Source organism: Nitrosomonas eutropha (genome assembly GCF_900116685.1).
In the GTDB taxonomy this organism is placed as follows: domain Bacteria; phylum Pseudomonadota; class Gammaproteobacteria; order Burkholderiales; family Nitrosomonadaceae; genus Nitrosomonas; species Nitrosomonas eutropha_A.
In genome coordinates this window covers 26269-41934 of the sequence record NZ_FPBL01000009.1, presented here as the reverse complement: position 1 = coordinate 41934, position 15666 = coordinate 26269, and the positions used below count along the sequence as shown (strand labels likewise).

The window sequence follows — 15666 nt, the reverse complement described above, 5'->3', positions numbered from 1 at the left end:
CGTTTTCCTCTCAAGGTTGAATGTGGTGCTAGCTAGAGCTCAAGCTGTAACGAATGATGTAAACCACGCCCATTCCCGTGACCATGAACGAAATTGTTGCCACTATCGAGCGGGGTGACAGCCGCGACAGGCCACAAACACCATGACCACTGGTACAACCGGATCCATAACGAGTTCCGATTCCAACCGCCAACCCAGCCAACACCAGCATTACATGACTGCTTTCGACATGAACCGGGGGCAGTTCGCCCAGCCAGCGCCACAGCCACGGGGCGAACAACAATCCAATAACAAACGCCGCTCGCCAAGCGAGGTCTCCCTTACGTAATTCGATCAATCCACCAACAATGCCGGATATGCCCGCAATCCGGCCTGTAACAAGCAGCAACAGCGCAGTTGCCAAGCCTATAATCATGCCGCCTGTGAATGCGCTGACAGGTGTAAATGATTGCCAGTCAATCATAAGTTTTCCTCCTTGACAGATAAGTTATCCTAACACATTATATATTTTTATGATCTAATGTTTTATATATTAAGTTATTTGAATACAAACGATACAAGGAGATGATGATGCAACCCAATATCCAAGCTTTCTTTGATCCTGTTACCTGGACAGTCAGCTATGTTGTGTTTGACAAGCCGGGAGGGCATTGCGCCATTATTGACCCGGTGCTGGATTACGATCCCAAATCCGGGAGAACAAAGCACCATTCCGCCGATGTGCTGATCAAATTCGTGCGTTCAAAGAAATTAACGACGGATTGGATACTTGAAACCCATGCGCACGCTGATCATCTTTCTTCAGCGCACTACCTCAAGCAGGAACTAGGGGGGAAAACCGCCATAGGCAACCGGATTTCCGACGTACAGCAGGTATTCAAAAAACTGTTCAACATGGGAGCAGATTTTCAGCCGAATGGCTCGCAATTTGATCATCTGTTTGATGATGGTGATACGTTTGTACTGGGTGAATTGCAGGGTAAGGTGATTTTCGTACCTGGGCACACACCGGCTGACCTTGCCTATCAGTTCGACGATGCAATTTTTATCGGTGATACGATGTTTATGCCAGATATAGGGACGGCACGTGCCGATTTCCCCGGAGGCGATGCCCGGCAGCTTTATCGATCTATCCGCAGGCTGCTGAATAATTATCCACCAGAAACAAGATTGTTCATGTGCCATGACTATCCGCCCGGTGACCGCCCGGTACAGTGGGAAAGCACGGTTGCTGACCAACGTACCAACAATATTCACGTACAGGACGGTATCAGTGAAGATGAATTTGTTGCGATGCGTACCGCACGTGATGCCACATTAGATGTACCGGTACTGATTCTGCCATCCGTTCAGGTCAATGTGCGTGCCGGCCAGATGCCGCCCGCCGAAGATAATGGCACTGTGTATCTGAAAATACCGGTTAATGTATTGTAAGCAGGTTTATGTGAACGCCTGGTCAGGAAGCTGACCAGGAAGAATGTACTTGCAGGAGCTTTTGATCAATCAGAGGTTCCCTAATTTACCAGTAGCGAACGTTACCGGTATCAACATGGATGAAATTTGATTCAGGGTAGTAGCCAACCCCTCCAACACGCATCGACATGGCCGCACGTCGCAACGCATTAAGTGGAACACCAGGTAGACGAATATCCATTGCCTTACCTTGCATATGCAGACTTTTTTTAGCTACACCATGACTTTTCGCTGCGAGGGTGGCATTGGTAGCTGGCGATCGATACCCGGAAATCACCTGAAATTCTTTTGAGCTGCCTGTCTTATGGTGCAAATGCTGGATTAGATCGAGCAATCCTGGATCAATCGGGTGACGTTCACCGGAACGGTGGTCGCGCAATACCTTGGCTATCGCCCGCAATGCTTCCGGAATATATTTTCCCTGCTCCCAGTAAGCTGTCCTGATTCTTTCTCCCGTATGCAGATTTAACAGGGATAGGCGTTTTTCATAAATACGGGAATAGGCAGCATTGGCTGCTGGCATGGCAAATAACGCACATGCACCTAAACTGGCTTGCAACAGTCTCCGCCGACTGTTGCCATGTTCGGTAAGTGTTTCCAGATTGTCTGCAATGATAAGCTTGGACATTGTTATCCTCCATGATCGTGCCAAATTAAAAAGACTGTAACAGACGCTTTTCCGGTTGTTATCAGTGGGCGTAAGCCAGCGCCCGTTTGTCACGCCCGTAGACGTCGGATGAAAAATGAACCTCACCCTGTTCATCGCTCCAGGCGGTCAGATACAATAAATAAACAGGTATTTGCTCAGGTAAATGCACGGTTTTTGTCTTGCCACTGCTGATTTTTTCAGCAATATCGGCTTGTTCAAATGATTTCCCCAAAACAAACTCTGCCAGCTGCAAGGGTTTTTCCAGACGGATGCAACCCGAGCTGAAAGTACGAATATCCTTCTGAAACAGATATTTGGAAGGCGTATCGTGCAAATAGATGCTGAAAGGATTGGGAAACATGAACTTGATGGTGCCCAGTGCATTTCTTCTACCAGGATCTTGGCGCAAGATGTAAGGAAGAGATCCGCTGGTTGAATGCCAGTCGATAGAATAGGGATTTAGCTCGGATTCATGTCTGTAATCGGAAAATACCCTGATTCCCTCGGAAGCAAAATAATCCGGGTTATGTTTCTGTTTTGGCAGTAAATCCTTGCGTGCAATGCTGGCAGGCACATTCCAGTACGGGTTGAGAACCAGGTGAGAAATTTTGCTGTTGAAACTTGGTGTTGAACGATAATCGCGCCCGACAACAATTTTCATATCCAGCACACGCACGTTATCCTGGACTGCCACCAGATTAAATCCAGCAATATTGACCAGGATATAGCGATCACCGAGTTTCCTGGGCAGCCAGCGCAATCGTTCAAGCGTGATACGCAACTGCTGAACATGCTCTCCTGGCGTTATGTTCATGGCTCGTCGGGTATTTTTACCAATAACGCCATCTGCATTTAATCCGTGCTGACGCTGAAAGGCCTTGATCGCTATTTCCAGCTGGTCATCATAAAACTCGCTATTGCTGACAACAATATCATATTCCGGTTTTTCAAAAATATGATATGCCTCCTGAATACGCTGACGTACCTGTGGAATAGAAGTATGCCTGGTATGCGGGCGAATCAATGAAGTTTCCTCTGGTACCCCGGCCCATATGGTATCGGCAGCAACCAGTACACGAAATTTGTTCAACAGTTGTTTGAGCGAACGGTATTGTGGAATATCAGGTGGTAAATCAGCAAAGGCCTGTTCCAGTTTTCCCGAAGCGAGTGCTTGCTGCAGAAACGTTACCGGATCAAATTGCTGTTGTGGAATGTGCCAGTCCGGATCAGCCAGAGAAGCCGTCAGCCGGCCACTGCGCAAATCATGGGCAAGCGCCAGCAGTGATCGGGTTGTATCCAGTTCAAGTAGCAGGGAAATTTGATCGGAAGTTTCGTTACGAAGTTTTCGTAAGGATTCAATGTGGTAATTACTGCTGGAAAGCCCCTCTTCATCGGCTTGCTCAATAAGCACTAACGCAGTGTCCAGCAAGGTAGCCGGGTGACCAGCCAGAGTCCAGACTGGTTGATAATCACGTTGCGCATAAAATTGCCGCAGGTTTGTCTGGGCCGCATTATCCTGACCACTCTGAATATTTTTTGCCAGTTGTTCACGTATCAATTCTGCATTGGCAATCAAATTTTCAGCAATGACGGGCAAAACCGCAAATATCAACGCAAAAAAGATTAAATACCGCGCTGCTGCTGAAGGATTGATCCAGAATTTTCTGGAATTTTGAATCAATAACAAAAAAATATTCCTGTATTCCCGGTTTAAAAAGCTCATTGTCAGATGATTTTTCCTCTGTACCCAGGTCAGTTTTTAAAAAATCTTTGGTGAAGATTGCTTTTTACCATACCTACCCGAGTCGATAAAATGAAAATCAAAGGGATAAATCTGAAAGCTGTCGGCCGATTTTCTGACTGCCGCACACTGGCCCAACCAAGATCAGCATGGCTGTAATCCAGATCTGGCAAAGCTGTACGCAATAAGATAACTCTTCCGGAAAAACTTCATTATACTAACCTCCTCAGCAGATAAACGGGGTTCACGTAAATTAACAAAAAACCCGTTTGTTTTTATACCGCACTTAACTGCTTGTTTTTCCTCTCTAGTTTTTTCAAGTTTCACCGGAATACTTTTCTAAATCCGGGTTAATTTCTTCTACTTGTCATGCAGAAAATAGAGACTTTCTGGCATTTCTGTCTTAAGCATTTCAAACAGGAACTGAATGGACAGCAGTTTAATACCTGGATCAAGCCGCTCAAGCTGGAAATCTGTCCGGGCGTGGAAAACACCCTGGTTTTAATTGCTCCCAATCGTTTTGTATTGCAATGGATCAAGGATAATTTTGTCAACCGCATCGACGAAATGGCACAAAGTCATTTCAATGAAAAAATCCACTTTAAACTGGAGCTGAAAGATCCGACCGAGATCGAGACAGCAACAATCAAGGCACCTGAGCCGAAAAGCAAGGAAGACAAAAAACCACCAGCAGATAAAGCGCATGGCGCCACCGCCAGAAAAACCAATCCCAGCCGGCTCAATCCTGCTTTTACCTTTGACGCCTTTGTTACTGGAAAAGCCAATCAGCTGGCACGTGCCGGGGCTATTCAGGTGGCAGAACGACCAGGTATTGCCTATAACCCTTTATTTATTTATGGGGGAGTGGGATTGGGTAAAACGCATCTGATGCATGCGGTCGGCAATTACGTTATGGAACTGGATGCCGGGGCCAAAATCCGCTATGTCCATGCTGAAAAATATGTATCGGATGTTGTCAGTGCTTATCAGCACAAGTCATTCGACAAATTCAAGCTTTATTATCATTCGCTTGATCTGTTGCTGGTAGATGATGTTCAGTTTTTCAGCGGTAAAAATCGGACACAGGAAGAATTTTTCTACGCATTCAATGCATTAATCGAAGCACACAAGCAGGTAATCATTACTTCCGATTGTTATCCGAAGGAGATTTCCGGACTGGAGGAACGTTTGGTGTCAAGGTTCGGCTGGGGATTAACCGTAGCCATCGAACCCCCTGAACTCGAAATGCGCGTAGCCATTCTGCTCAAAAAAGCTTTCATCGAGAAGATCGAACTGGATGAAAGTACAGCTTTCTTCATCGCTAAATATATCCGCTCCAATGTCAGGGAACTGGAAGGTGCACTGAAACGGGTTCTGGCGTATTCACGCTTCACCGGTCATCCGATTTCTCTTGATCTGGCCAAGGAAGCGTTAAAGGATCTACTGGCAATACAAAATCGGCAGATTTCAATCGAAAACATTCAGAAAACTGTAGCGGATTACTACAAAATCAAGGTAGCCGACATGTATTCAAAAAAACGTGTCCGAGCTATCGCCCGACCCAGACAAGTTGCAATGGCTATCGCCAAAGAACTGACTCAGTTAAGTCTGCCTGATATAGGCGAAGCTTTCGGCGGAAGAGACCATACAACAGTACTGCATGCCCATCGTAAAATCATAGAACTACGTGCTTCCGATCCCGGAATAAACCGGGATTACAGTACATTGATACATATCCTGCGTGGATGACGTAACACGTTAACAACCCCTGCATGTTTTGTGGATAACTCGAATAAAGTCCTGATCGGAAAATTTTGTTCACAATTCATCCACAGACTATACTCAAATCATACAGGATTAATTTAACGTGTAAGTATATAATATGTAAGTAATTTTGTTACTTATCCTTATTTTTTTCACTGCTTAATTATTATTATTTAGTTTTTAAATTAAATGAAATTAACAATATCCGACCGGGATTTGCTGTTCAAACCATTACAAACAGTGAGTGGTATCGTTGAACGAAGACACACGCTCCCCATACTTTTAAACACTTTGATTTCAATCAGGGATGGCAAACTGGCACTGGTTACAACAGATCTGGAAATAGAAGCCGAGGCCATTTCCAATATTCCGGAACTGGAAAATCAAGGCTCACTGCAAATGACTGTTTCTGTCAGAAAATTACAGGACATATTGCGTGCCTTGCCATCCGGTTCTCCAGTCGAACTAATCCGATCGGAAAACCGTTTACAGATTGTTTCTGGAAAAAGCCGATTTAGTCTGCAACTACTCCCGGCTGAAGATTTCCCGAGAATGACCAGGGACAATGAGGCTTGCAATACCTCGTTTACACTGACACAGCAAATACTGAAAAAGCATCTGCAGCGGGTATCACACGCTATGGCGCAGCAGGATCTGCGTTATTATCTGAACGGGACGTTATTGCTGATCGAAGACAACAAGCTGATGCTGGTAGCTACTGACACGCACAGACTGGCGATAACTTCTTTCGATCTGGATAGGCAGTTTGAAAAATCGGAAACAATCATCCCGCGCAAGACGGTGTTGGAACTGATCAGACAACTGGAAGATAGTGATAAACCGGTAACTGTTGAAATTTACTCAAAAAAGATCTGTTTCCACTTTTCGGATGCTGTGTTAGTGTCGAAAGTCATTTCCGGAAAATTTATCGATTTCAGACGTGCAATTCCGCAAACCAGTGTTTTTCAGTTCGATATAAACCGTCTTGATTTTCTCCACGCACTTCAGCGCACCGCGATTATTTCCAGCAGCAATGATTTGTTTCGTAACGTTCATCTGAATATTACGAACGGAAAGCTGAATATATCCGCCAAAAACAAAGAACAGGAAGAAGCGCAGGAGGAAATTGAAATCGTTTATTCAAATGAAACAATTGATACCAGTTTTAATATCGTTTACCTGATGGAAGTATTGAACAACCTGGATAGCGAGCATGTCAGGTGCTCATTTGAGAGTATGCAAAGCGCTATATTAATTACGTTGCCGGATGATGATCAGTTCAATCATGTTCTAATGCCAATGCGTGAGTAGTACAAATCTGCTCGCCCTATCAGATTTACCGGGATTACAAAAGAGATAACTTTAACTATGAATACAAGCCAGCCAGAGTCCACCAAAAATACCAAGAGCAGCCAACGCGATTACGACTCGAACAGCATTAAAATTCTGAAAGGGCTGGATGCCGTTCGCAAGCGCCCCGGGATGTATATTGGTGATACCAGTGATGGCACCGGGCTGCATCATATGGTGTTCGAAGTTGTCGATAACGCCATCGACGAAGCCTTGGCAGGTTATTGCGATGAAATTACCGTAACTATTCACGCTGATAACTCCATCAGTGTTCATGACAACGGTCGCGGGATTCCTACTGATATCAAGCAGGATGATGAGCATAAACGCTCCGCTGCTGAAATCGTCATGACAGAACTGCATGCGGGCGGCAAGTTTGATGACAATTCCTACAAGGTATCTGGCGGGCTGCACGGTGTTGGCGTGTCCGTGGTAAATGCGCTGTCAGAATGGTTACGGCTGACGATTTACCGTAAAGGAAATGTTCATCGGATAGAGTTTCGGGATGGCGTGGCGATCGCTCCTCTGGCAGTTACTGGCCAAACCGATAAACACGGAACAGAAGTACATTTCCTCGCCAGTCAATCGATATTCGGCGATGTGACATACCATTACGATATCTTTGCCAGACGATTGCGCGAGCTTTCCTTTCTCAATTACGGGATCAGGATCAAGCTGGCTGACCGGCGTGATAATAGGGAAGAGATTTTTGCATTTTCCGGTGGTATCCGTAATTTTGTTGAATACATCAACCGCACCAAAACTGTATTGCATCCGAACATCTTTTATGCGAAAGGAATGAAAGATGATATTACTGTCGAAATTGCAATGCAGTGGAATGACAGTTATGCTGAACAGGTACTGTGTTTCACTAATAACATCCCGCAGAAAGATGGCGGTACCCATCTGACTGGATTGCGTGCAGCGATGACGCGCACCCTCAACAGTTATATAGAAAAAAACGAGCTGGCCAAGAAAGCAAAGGTTGATACTACGGGTGATGACATGCGAGAAGGGATGACCTGTGTGTTGTCGATCAAGCTGTTCGAACCCAAGTTTTCATCCCAAACCAAGGAAAAGCTGGTTTCATCCGAAGTACGTCCGGTGGTTGAGGAAGTTGTTTCACATAAACTTTCAGAGTTTATGCTGGAAAATCCCAATGAAGCAAAGATTATCTGCAACAAGATTATCGAAGCTGCCAGAGCACGGGAAGCTGCCAGAAAAGCCCGCGAGCTGACACGCAGAAAAGGCGTGCTGGACAGTATGGGCTTGCCTGGAAAACTGGCAGATTGCCAGGAGAAAGATCCGAAACTATGCGAGCTTTATCTGGTGGAGGGAGATTCTGCCGGCGGTTCTGCCAAACAGGGACGTGATCGCAAATTCCAGGCGATTATGCCGCTCAAGGGAAAAATCCTGAACGTCGAGAAATCCCGCTTTGACAAGCTGATTTCCTCTCAGGAAATCGTGGCACTCATAACCGCTTTGGGAACCGGTATCGGTAAGGACGAATATAACCCGGATAAACTACGTTACCACCGCATTATCATCATGACTGACGCGGACGTGGATGGATCGCACATCCGGACTCTGCTGCTGACCTTTTTCTACCGGCAAATGCCTGAATTGATTGAGCGTGGTCACATTTATATTGCGCAACCGCCCTTGTACAAAATAAAACATGGCAAACAGGAACGTTATCTCAAGGATGATTATGAACTCAAGCGCCATATACTCGGTTTGGCACTAGTGGGTGCAGAACTGCATCCCGGAATGGATAATCCACCGATTGTCGGTGAAACATTGGCGAAAATTGCAGACGAATACCTGGTGGCTGAAGCGGTGATTGAACGGATGAGCCAGTTGATTGATCGGGCTGTGATGTACGCGCTGCTTAAGCAACCTAATATTGATCTGAGTTCAGAAGCCAGTGCGCAAGACAGCGCCATCAGGCTGGCATCGTTACTGGATGATGTTGAAATTACCGCAGAATACGATGAAGATTCTGAGAATTACCGGCTCAGGATTAATCGCAAACAGTACGGTAACCTTCGAACCAGTTATCTGGATACTGATTTTCTGCAAAGCGGTGATTTTGCCAAGATCAGGCAAACTGCACAGGTATTGCATGGTCTGATTGGTGAAGGTGCAAAGGTTAGGCGGGGCGAGCAGGAAATTTCTATCCTGGAATTTAAGGAAGCCTTGGAGTGGTTGCTGGAGGAAGCTAAAAAGGGCGTTACTATCCAGCGTTACAAGGGGTTGGGAGAAATGAATCCGGAGCAATTGTGGGAAACAACCATGGATCCAGGTAATCGTCGCTTACTGCGTGCACAGATTGAGGACAGTATCCTGACCGATGAAATCTTTACTACCCTGATGGGCGATGTGGTCGAGCCTCGTCGGGCATTTATTGAAAGTAATGCCCTCCGTGCAAGAAATATCGACATTTAGGTAAATTTCTGGGGATTTTTTATGTCGACAGAATTTAACAAATCAATGAATCAGCCACAAACGAATATCCACCTGCTTCAGCTACATGATTCTCCGGCCATGCGCTGGCTATACCTGAGTATCGGCGTAACTGCCCTGTTTATGGGTGTATTGGGGATATTTTTACCCGTACTGCCGACAACACCATTTATTTTACTGGCAGCAGGCTGCTTTGCACGCAGCTCTAAGCGTTTTCATGACTATTTGCTCAGCCATCGCATCGCCGGACCAATTATCCACGAATGGTGCGAATATCGTAGTGTGACGCGCCAGGTCAAGCACTGGGCATATCTGGTGATGACGTTGTCCTTTGGAAGCTCGATTTTGATCGTTTCTCTCTGGGAATTAAAGGGTATGCTGGTCTTGCTGGCTGCGGTTCTGTTTTCATTTATCTGGCGTCTGCCTGTACGCGACGAGCACAGCTAAATCACGCCTGTTTCATTTTTCTTGACAGCATACAGTTTTATAAGAAATTTACTCGTTGATGGAAAAGGTTCGCTTGTCCAAGCTGATGTCTGCGCAAGGAATGTGTTCGCGCAGGGAAGCAGATGCTTATATCGAACAAGGCTGGGTCTATGTGGATGGTCAACCGGTTCGTGAGCTGGGAACAAAGATTTTTCCCTGGCAGGAAATCACGCTAGATCGAACAGCCGAGATCAAACAAAACCAGCAGGTAACGATTTTGCTGAATAAACCGGTCGGTTATGTATCCGGCCAGCCGGAACCTGGCTATAAACCAGCCGCCAGTCTTATTTGTCATGATTCCCGCTTTCATCAGGATCGTTCTTCTCTGAAATTCACCTTGCAGCACCTCAAAAACCTTGCGCCAGCCGGTCGGCTTGATATTGATTCACAGGGGTTACTGGTATTCACTCAGGATGGCCGTGTTGCCAAACAGTTGATCGGAGAACATTCGCAAATTGAAAAGGAATATTTGGTACGGGTAACCGGCGATTTGACGCGCGAAGGACTGGCGTTACTTAATCATGGCTTGCAGCTCGACGGCCAGGCATTAAAGCCTGCCAGAGTGAGCCGTTTAAATCAGGATCAGCTTCGCTTTATTTTGCAGGAAGGAAAAAAACGACAAATCCGACGAATGTGTGAGTTGGTCGGGTTAAATGTAATCGGGCTAAAACGTGTCAGGATTGGTCAGATCAGATTGGCTGACCTGCCGGAAGGAAAATGGCGTTATTTTGGTAAGAACGAATTGTTTTAAATGTACCTGAGCCTGAATTAGCTTTCGATCCAAATAATTATTATCAAAACCATAATCTTGACAAAATTGAATGGGTCTCTATAATCACCTGTCTGTCGAGAGGCAAAGCAAATATAGGTTTATTAGTCTGTTGTAGTTTGCGGGAATAGCTCAGTTGGTAGAGCACGACCTTGCCAAGGTCGGGGTCGCGAGTTCGAGTCTCGTTTCCCGCTCCAGTTTATTGTTTATGCTGTGTTCTGCATCCTCCGGCGTTTCTTGGTTCACGTCAAATTTTTATGCTTTGGCGTCGTAAAACAAGCGGCGTCATTCAAACAGTTCATGGCGGGGTGGCAGAGTGGTTATGCAGCGGCCTGCAAAGCCGTCTACGCCGGTTCGATTCCGACCCCCGCCTCCATACATATCAGAAGTGCTTCGTAATTGCCCGGGTGGTGAAATTGGTAGACACAAGGGACTTAAAATCCCTCGGACATAAACGTCCGTGCCGGTTCGATTCCGGCCCCGGGCACCAGGAAGTCACAACGTACCCTGCTGAGTAGTCTGGTAGGCGCTGGATTATCAGCACGATCGGTAGTAAAACGTTCTGTAAAAATAGCATGTCCGTCACAATCTTCGAAATAATGGAATACCCGTAATTTTGCTGTGTGGTAGTGGAATTCATCCGGATTCTGCTAAAATTACAGGTTCGTTATAGAAAGTGCCGTTCAAGGAATACCATCATGACTTATGTAGTGACTGAAAGTTGTATCAAATGTAAATATACCGATTGTGTTGACGTGTGTCCTGTGGATTGCTTTCGTGAGGGCCCAAATTTTCTGGTAATCGATCCGGATGAATGTATCGATTGTACGCTGTGTGTGGCGGAATGCCCGGTAGAAGCCATTTGTGCAGAAGATGACGTTGCTGAAGATCAGCGACGATTTATCGCACTTAATGCGGAGTTATCCAAAATCTGGGAACCGATTATCGAGAAGAAAGATGCACTGCCGGATGCAGATGAATGGGCGTCTGTCACAGACAAACTGGATCATTTAGAACGCTGATAAAGTTTGCAATCGCAAAGTCGTTAATCATCATCACACATAAAAAACAGTTGAGGAGACGTGAATGATGAAAGCTTCGATTATATGGACTTTTTTTCTGATGCTGCTTTGTGTACTTCCGCAGACCGTCGTGGCAGAGCGCGGTATAGCACAAAGCTATCCGGCTGCAGCAAGTGAAAAGCTGGTTAACGGTATTGCCAATGCAGCGACCGGTTTTGTTGAGCTTCCCAAAAACGTGATTCTTGCCAGTCAACGGGATGGTGCTGTGTACGGGGTGACTATCGGTTTTTTGACCGGTATCCTGCATACGATTGGACGCACTGTATTTGGCGCACTGGATGCGGTAACCTTCCTTATTCCAACTCAGCCGACTGTTCGTCCACCTTATATCTGGCAGGATTTTGATAAAGAAACCACCTACGGGTAATTTTTATTACCTGCCTACTTCAGTTTTTCAGTTCTGTCATCAATTTCCTGATTTTCTTTACCCGCTCGCCGATATCCGGGATTTGCGCCCGGATGATCAGGCGATCAGGTCCCGACATGCTGTATTCCTTACCACTTTGGATAAGCTGAATGATTTTTATAGCTTCGATCGGTGGATCAGTTACAAACTGTAACTGAATACTATCCTGGCTTGCGTCAATACGCGTAATACCCATTTTTTTGGCTTCAATGCGTAGTCGGTGACTGTCCAGTAATGCACGGGTTGGATCAGGTAACAGGCCAAAGCGATCAATCAACTCCTGGTGAATCTCATCCAGCTCCGTCTCATCGCTGCAACCCGCCATGCGTTTGTACAGAACGAGCCGTTCATGAATATTGTTGCAGTAATTTTCTGGCAGTAGTGCAGGAACATGTAGCCTAACCTCCGTTGAAATACCGAGAGGTTGCTGCATATCCGGCTCATGACCTGCTTTCAATGATTTAATCGCCGCATCCAGTAACGAATTATAAAGGCTGAATCCGACCTCTTGCATCTCGCCACTTTGTGAGTCCCCCAACACTGCACCTGCACCACGAATCTCCAGGTCATGCATGGCCAGATAAAAGCCGGATCCAAGCTCTTCCATTGCCTGAATGGCTTCCAGTCGCCTGATTGCCTGAGTTGTCAGTGCTGCTTTTTCCGGTGTCAGCAAATAGGCATACGCCTGATGGTGCGAACGACCCACCCTGCCGCGCAACTGATGTAACTGTGCCAGGCCAAACTTATCAGCACGATGGATAATAATCGTGTTGGCGGTGGGAACATCAATTCCTGTTTCAATGATGGTCGTACACAACAGCATATTGAAACGCTGCTGATAGAAATCACGCATAACATGTTCCAGCTCGCTCTCCCGCATTTGCCCATGTGCAATGTTTATTTTTGCTTCTGGCAGCAGTTTGATCAGCTTGGTATACATGTTCTGAATGGTGCTGACCTCATTGTAGAGAAAATAAATCTGTCCACCACGTTTCAGTTCGCGCAGGCAGGCTTCGCGAATAATTCCCTCTGTGTAAGGGTGTACGAATGTCCGGATTGCCAATCTTCTCTGAGGAGCAGTAGCGATAACTGAAAAATCTCTGAGACCTTCAAGCGACATTGCCAGTGTGCGCGGAATTGGCGTTGCAGTCAGTGTTAGTACATCCACTTCAGCACGTAATTTCTTGAGTTGTTCCTTCTGGCGCACACCAAAACGATGTTCTTCATCGATGATAACCAGCCCCAGGTTCTTGAATTTGACCCTGTCCTGAATCAGCTTATGCGTACCGATAATAATATCGGTTGTTCCTTGTGCCAGGCTCTGCAATGCTTCGGATTGTTCTTTGGTTGAACGGAAGCGTGAAAGCTCGCCAATTTTTACCGGCCACTGGTCGGCAATCAATCCGAAGCGATCAGAGAAACTCTGATAATGCTGCTCTGCCAGTAGCGTGGTTGGCACCAGAACCGCAACCTGTCTGCCATCCGCAATCGCAATGAAAGCAGCGCGCAGAGCGACTTCGGTCTTGCCGAAGCCAACATCTCCACAAATCAGTCGATCCATTGGCTTTCCGGAAACCATATCCTGAATGACCGCATGAATGGCGGCAGCCTGATCTGGTGTTTCCTCAAAACCAAAGCCGTCTGCGAAGGCATTGTAATCATGTTGATTAAGGCGAAATGTATGGCCTTTGCGGGCAGCACGCTGTGCATACAGATTCAGCAGCTCAGCAGCGGTATCGCGTACCTGTTGCATCGCCTTGCGCTTGGCTTTTTCCCATTGGCCACTTCCCAGCTTGTGCAAAGGAGCCGCCTCCGGCGCAGCACCGCTGTAGCGGCTGATAAGATGAAGCTGTGTGACCGGTACATACAGCTTGTCTCCTCCCTGATATTCCAGCGCGAGGAATTCGTCAGATTGGTCTGAATTATTCTCGCCAGCATCCATACTTACCAAGCCGAGATAACGGCCGATACCATGTTGTTCGTGCACCACTGGATTGCCGGGTTTGATTTCAGACAGATCACGCAAAATGGAATCGGCAGAAGTAGTTTTGCGTGCATCGCGCGCGCGCTGTCCGCGTACATGGGTAGCATACAGCTCGGTTTCGGTGATCAGTGCCAGTTTTTCTGCAACCAGAATAAAGCCATTGTGCAAGGCCGCCACACCGAGCATGCAGAGCGTGCGATCCGATTGAAAAGTAGCATAGTCTTCGCAGAGTTTTAGTTGCAGGCCATATTCACGCAAGTATTCGGCCATCAGCTCGCGCCGTCCCAGGCTTTCTGCCAGCAGTAAAATCCGGCCCCCGCCCTGCGTAAATGTGCTGATAAAAGTGGTTAACTGCTCGATTGGGTTGGCAGCACGACGATCTACCCGCACAGGTGGAAGAGGAAGAGAAAACGGCTCGTCAGTTGCTTGCTGATCACCGGCTTGTATTTCTATCCGGCTGTATGCTTTAAGGTGGCCGTAAAACTGATCTTCCGGCAAAAACAGATCAGCTGGGGGAAGCAAGGGGCGATCAATATCGCTGCGCATTAACTGAAAGCGAGAGCGGGTATCCTGCCAGAAGTTTTCAATGGCGGATGCAATTTCACCGTGCAGACATAACGTGGAATGTTGCGGTAAATAATCAAATAATGTAGCAGTCTGTTCAAAAAAAAGTGGCAGATAATATTCAATTCCGGCAGGAATATTTCCCTTGCTGATTTCCTGATATAGCCAGCTGCGCGTTGGATCTCCCTCAAATTTTTCCCGGAAGCCGGTACGGAAACGGCTACGCCCGGTATCATCAAGGGGGAATTCTCGTGCTGGTAACAGCCTGATTTCATTGACTGGATAAATACTGCGCTGAGTATCCGCATCGAATGTACGTATTGATTCAATTTCATCATCGAACAGATCAATACGATAAGGAAGCGGGCTCCCCATGGGAAACAGGTCGATCAACCCCCCGCGAATACTGTATTCTCCCGGCGAAATTACTTGTGAAACATGGGAATAGCCGGCCAATGACATCTGGCTGCGAAATGCCTGCAAATCCAACGTACTGTTTTGTTTGATGAAGAACGAATATGCTGCCAGAAACTCTCGCGGCGGAATTCTGTATAACGCGGTTGTCACCGGCACGATCAATACATCGCAGGCATTGTTTACAATCTGGTGAAAAGTGGCCAGACGTTCTGAAATCAGATCATGGTGTGGGGAAAAAACATCGTAAGGCAAGGTTTCCCAGTCCGGTAATAAATTTGTGCGTAAACCAGGCACAAAAAAGGGGATTTCCTCAAGCAATCTTCGAGCATCCTGCGCATCAGCAGTAATAACTGTTAGAAGATGGTTGCCCTGATCTTGCTGTTGATTCTGCTGATTTGCCAACTGTGCTAGGGCACAGGCATCACTGGACCCTACAAAACCAGTGTAACGTTGTAGATGTCCTGGACGAATTTTGGTTGGTTTGGATGACATGGTTTTACAAACGAAGTTTGGAT

The 15666-nt window shown here is 46.5% G+C and carries 12 protein-coding genes and 3 tRNA genes; 11 read left to right on the top strand and 4 right to left on the bottom strand.

The window, feature by feature from the left end; translation table 11 throughout:
- Window positions 1–28: 28 nt before the first annotated feature.
- On the bottom strand, window positions 29–463 hold the full coding sequence (locus BM331_RS09165; protein ID WP_074929053.1) for a YeeE/YedE family protein: 435 nt from the start codon (window positions 461–463) through the stop codon (window positions 29–31).
- Between the two features lie 107 nt (window positions 464–570).
- Between BM331_RS09165 and BM331_RS09160 the strand changes: the two genes are divergently transcribed.
- On the top strand, window positions 571–1434 hold the full coding sequence (locus BM331_RS09160) for an MBL fold metallo-hydrolase (protein WP_074929052.1): 864 nt from the start codon (window positions 571–573) through the stop codon (window positions 1432–1434).
- A gap of 85 nt (window positions 1435–1519) precedes the next feature.
- On the opposite strand, the gene BM331_RS09155 is transcribed toward BM331_RS09160, so the two are convergent.
- Together BM331_RS09155 and BM331_RS09150 are read right to left on the bottom strand one after the other, a co-directional pair.
- Window positions 1520–2101, bottom strand: coding sequence for a peptidoglycan L,D-endopeptidase MepK (locus BM331_RS09155; RefSeq protein WP_074929051.1), 582 nt, complete (start codon window positions 2099–2101; stop codon window positions 1520–1522).
- 61 nt (window positions 2102–2162) lie between these two features.
- Complete coding sequence (locus tag BM331_RS09150; RefSeq protein WP_256214878.1) at window positions 2163–3809, bottom strand: L,D-transpeptidase family protein; 1647 nt, start codon at window positions 3807–3809, stop codon at window positions 2163–2165.
- Between the two features lie 423 nt (window positions 3810–4232).
- Between BM331_RS09150 and dnaA the strand changes: the two genes are divergently transcribed.
- The 10 genes from dnaA (at window position 4233) to BM331_RS09100 (ending at window position 12147) form a co-directional block, all read left to right on the top strand.
- A complete protein-coding gene (dnaA, locus tag BM331_RS09145; RefSeq protein ID WP_074929049.1) occupies window positions 4233–5612 on the top strand; it encodes a chromosomal replication initiator protein DnaA in 1380 nt (459 codons plus the stop codon).
- A 204-nt stretch (window positions 5613–5816) separates the two neighbouring features.
- Window positions 5817–6938, top strand: coding sequence for a DNA polymerase III subunit beta (gene dnaN / locus BM331_RS09140; RefSeq protein WP_074929048.1), 1122 nt, complete (start codon window positions 5817–5819; stop codon window positions 6936–6938).
- Between the two features lie 57 nt (window positions 6939–6995).
- Window positions 6996–9425 carry a DNA topoisomerase (ATP-hydrolyzing) subunit B gene (gene gyrB / locus BM331_RS09135; RefSeq protein ID WP_074929047.1) on the top strand — a complete coding sequence of 810 codons (2430 nt, stop codon included), beginning with the start codon at window positions 6996–6998 and terminating at the stop codon, window positions 9423–9425.
- A 21-nt stretch (window positions 9426–9446) separates the two neighbouring features.
- Window positions 9447–9890 (top strand): YbaN family protein, encoded by a 444-nt coding sequence (locus BM331_RS09130; RefSeq protein ID WP_083414739.1) that lies wholly within the window; start codon window positions 9447–9449, stop codon window positions 9888–9890.
- Between the two features lie 58 nt (window positions 9891–9948).
- Window positions 9949–10680: a pseudouridine synthase gene (locus BM331_RS09125; protein WP_074929046.1), complete on the top strand. Its 732-nt coding sequence runs from the start codon at window positions 9949–9951 to the stop codon at window positions 10678–10680.
- A gap of 139 nt (window positions 10681–10819) precedes the next feature.
- Window positions 10820–10895 (top strand) — tRNA-Gly (locus BM331_RS09120).
- Between the two features lie 105 nt (window positions 10896–11000).
- A tRNA-Cys gene (locus BM331_RS09115) sits at window positions 11001–11074 on the top strand.
- 25 nt (window positions 11075–11099) lie between these two features.
- A tRNA-Leu gene (locus BM331_RS09110) sits at window positions 11100–11188 on the top strand.
- A gap of 208 nt (window positions 11189–11396) precedes the next feature.
- The gene (fdxA, locus tag BM331_RS09105; RefSeq protein ID WP_074929045.1) at window positions 11397–11720 is read left to right on the top strand and encodes a ferredoxin FdxA; all 324 of its coding nucleotides are present in this window, start codon (window positions 11397–11399) and stop codon (window positions 11718–11720) included.
- 64 nt (window positions 11721–11784) lie between these two features.
- A complete protein-coding gene (locus tag BM331_RS09100; protein ID WP_083414738.1) occupies window positions 11785–12147 on the top strand; it encodes an exosortase system-associated protein, TIGR04073 family in 363 nt (120 codons plus the stop codon).
- Between the two features lie 19 nt (window positions 12148–12166).
- On the opposite strand, the gene mfd is transcribed toward BM331_RS09100, so the two are convergent.
- A complete protein-coding gene (gene mfd, locus BM331_RS09095) occupies window positions 12167–15643 on the bottom strand; it encodes a transcription-repair coupling factor (RefSeq protein WP_074929044.1) in 3477 nt (1158 codons plus the stop codon).
- Window positions 15644–15666: the final 23 nt, after the last annotated feature.

Coding starts and splice junctions, on each gene's coding strand:
- BM331_RS09165 (WP_074929053.1), bottom strand. CDS start 463: ATGATTGACTGGCAATCATTTACACCTGTCAGCGCATTCACAGGCGGC.
- BM331_RS09160 (WP_074929052.1), top strand. CDS start 571: ATGCAACCCAATATCCAAGCTTTCTTTGATCCTGTTACCTGGACAGTC.
- BM331_RS09155 (WP_074929051.1), bottom strand. CDS start 2,101: ATGTCCAAGCTTATCATTGCAGACAATCTGGAAACACTTACCGAACAT.
- dnaA (WP_074929049.1), top strand. CDS start 4,233: ATGCAGAAAATAGAGACTTTCTGGCATTTCTGTCTTAAGCATTTCAAA.
- dnaN (WP_074929048.1), top strand. CDS start 5,817: ATGAAATTAACAATATCCGACCGGGATTTGCTGTTCAAACCATTACAA.
- gyrB (WP_074929047.1), top strand. CDS start 6,996: ATGAATACAAGCCAGCCAGAGTCCACCAAAAATACCAAGAGCAGCCAA.
- BM331_RS09130 (WP_083414739.1), top strand. CDS start 9,447: ATGTCGACAGAATTTAACAAATCAATGAATCAGCCACAAACGAATATC.
- BM331_RS09125 (WP_074929046.1), top strand. CDS start 9,949: ATGGAAAAGGTTCGCTTGTCCAAGCTGATGTCTGCGCAAGGAATGTGT.
- fdxA (WP_074929045.1), top strand. CDS start 11,397: ATGACTTATGTAGTGACTGAAAGTTGTATCAAATGTAAATATACCGAT.
- BM331_RS09100 (WP_083414738.1), top strand. CDS start 11,785: ATGATGAAAGCTTCGATTATATGGACTTTTTTTCTGATGCTGCTTTGT.
- mfd (WP_074929044.1), bottom strand. CDS start 15,643: ATGTCATCCAAACCAACCAAAATTCGTCCAGGACATCTACAACGTTAC.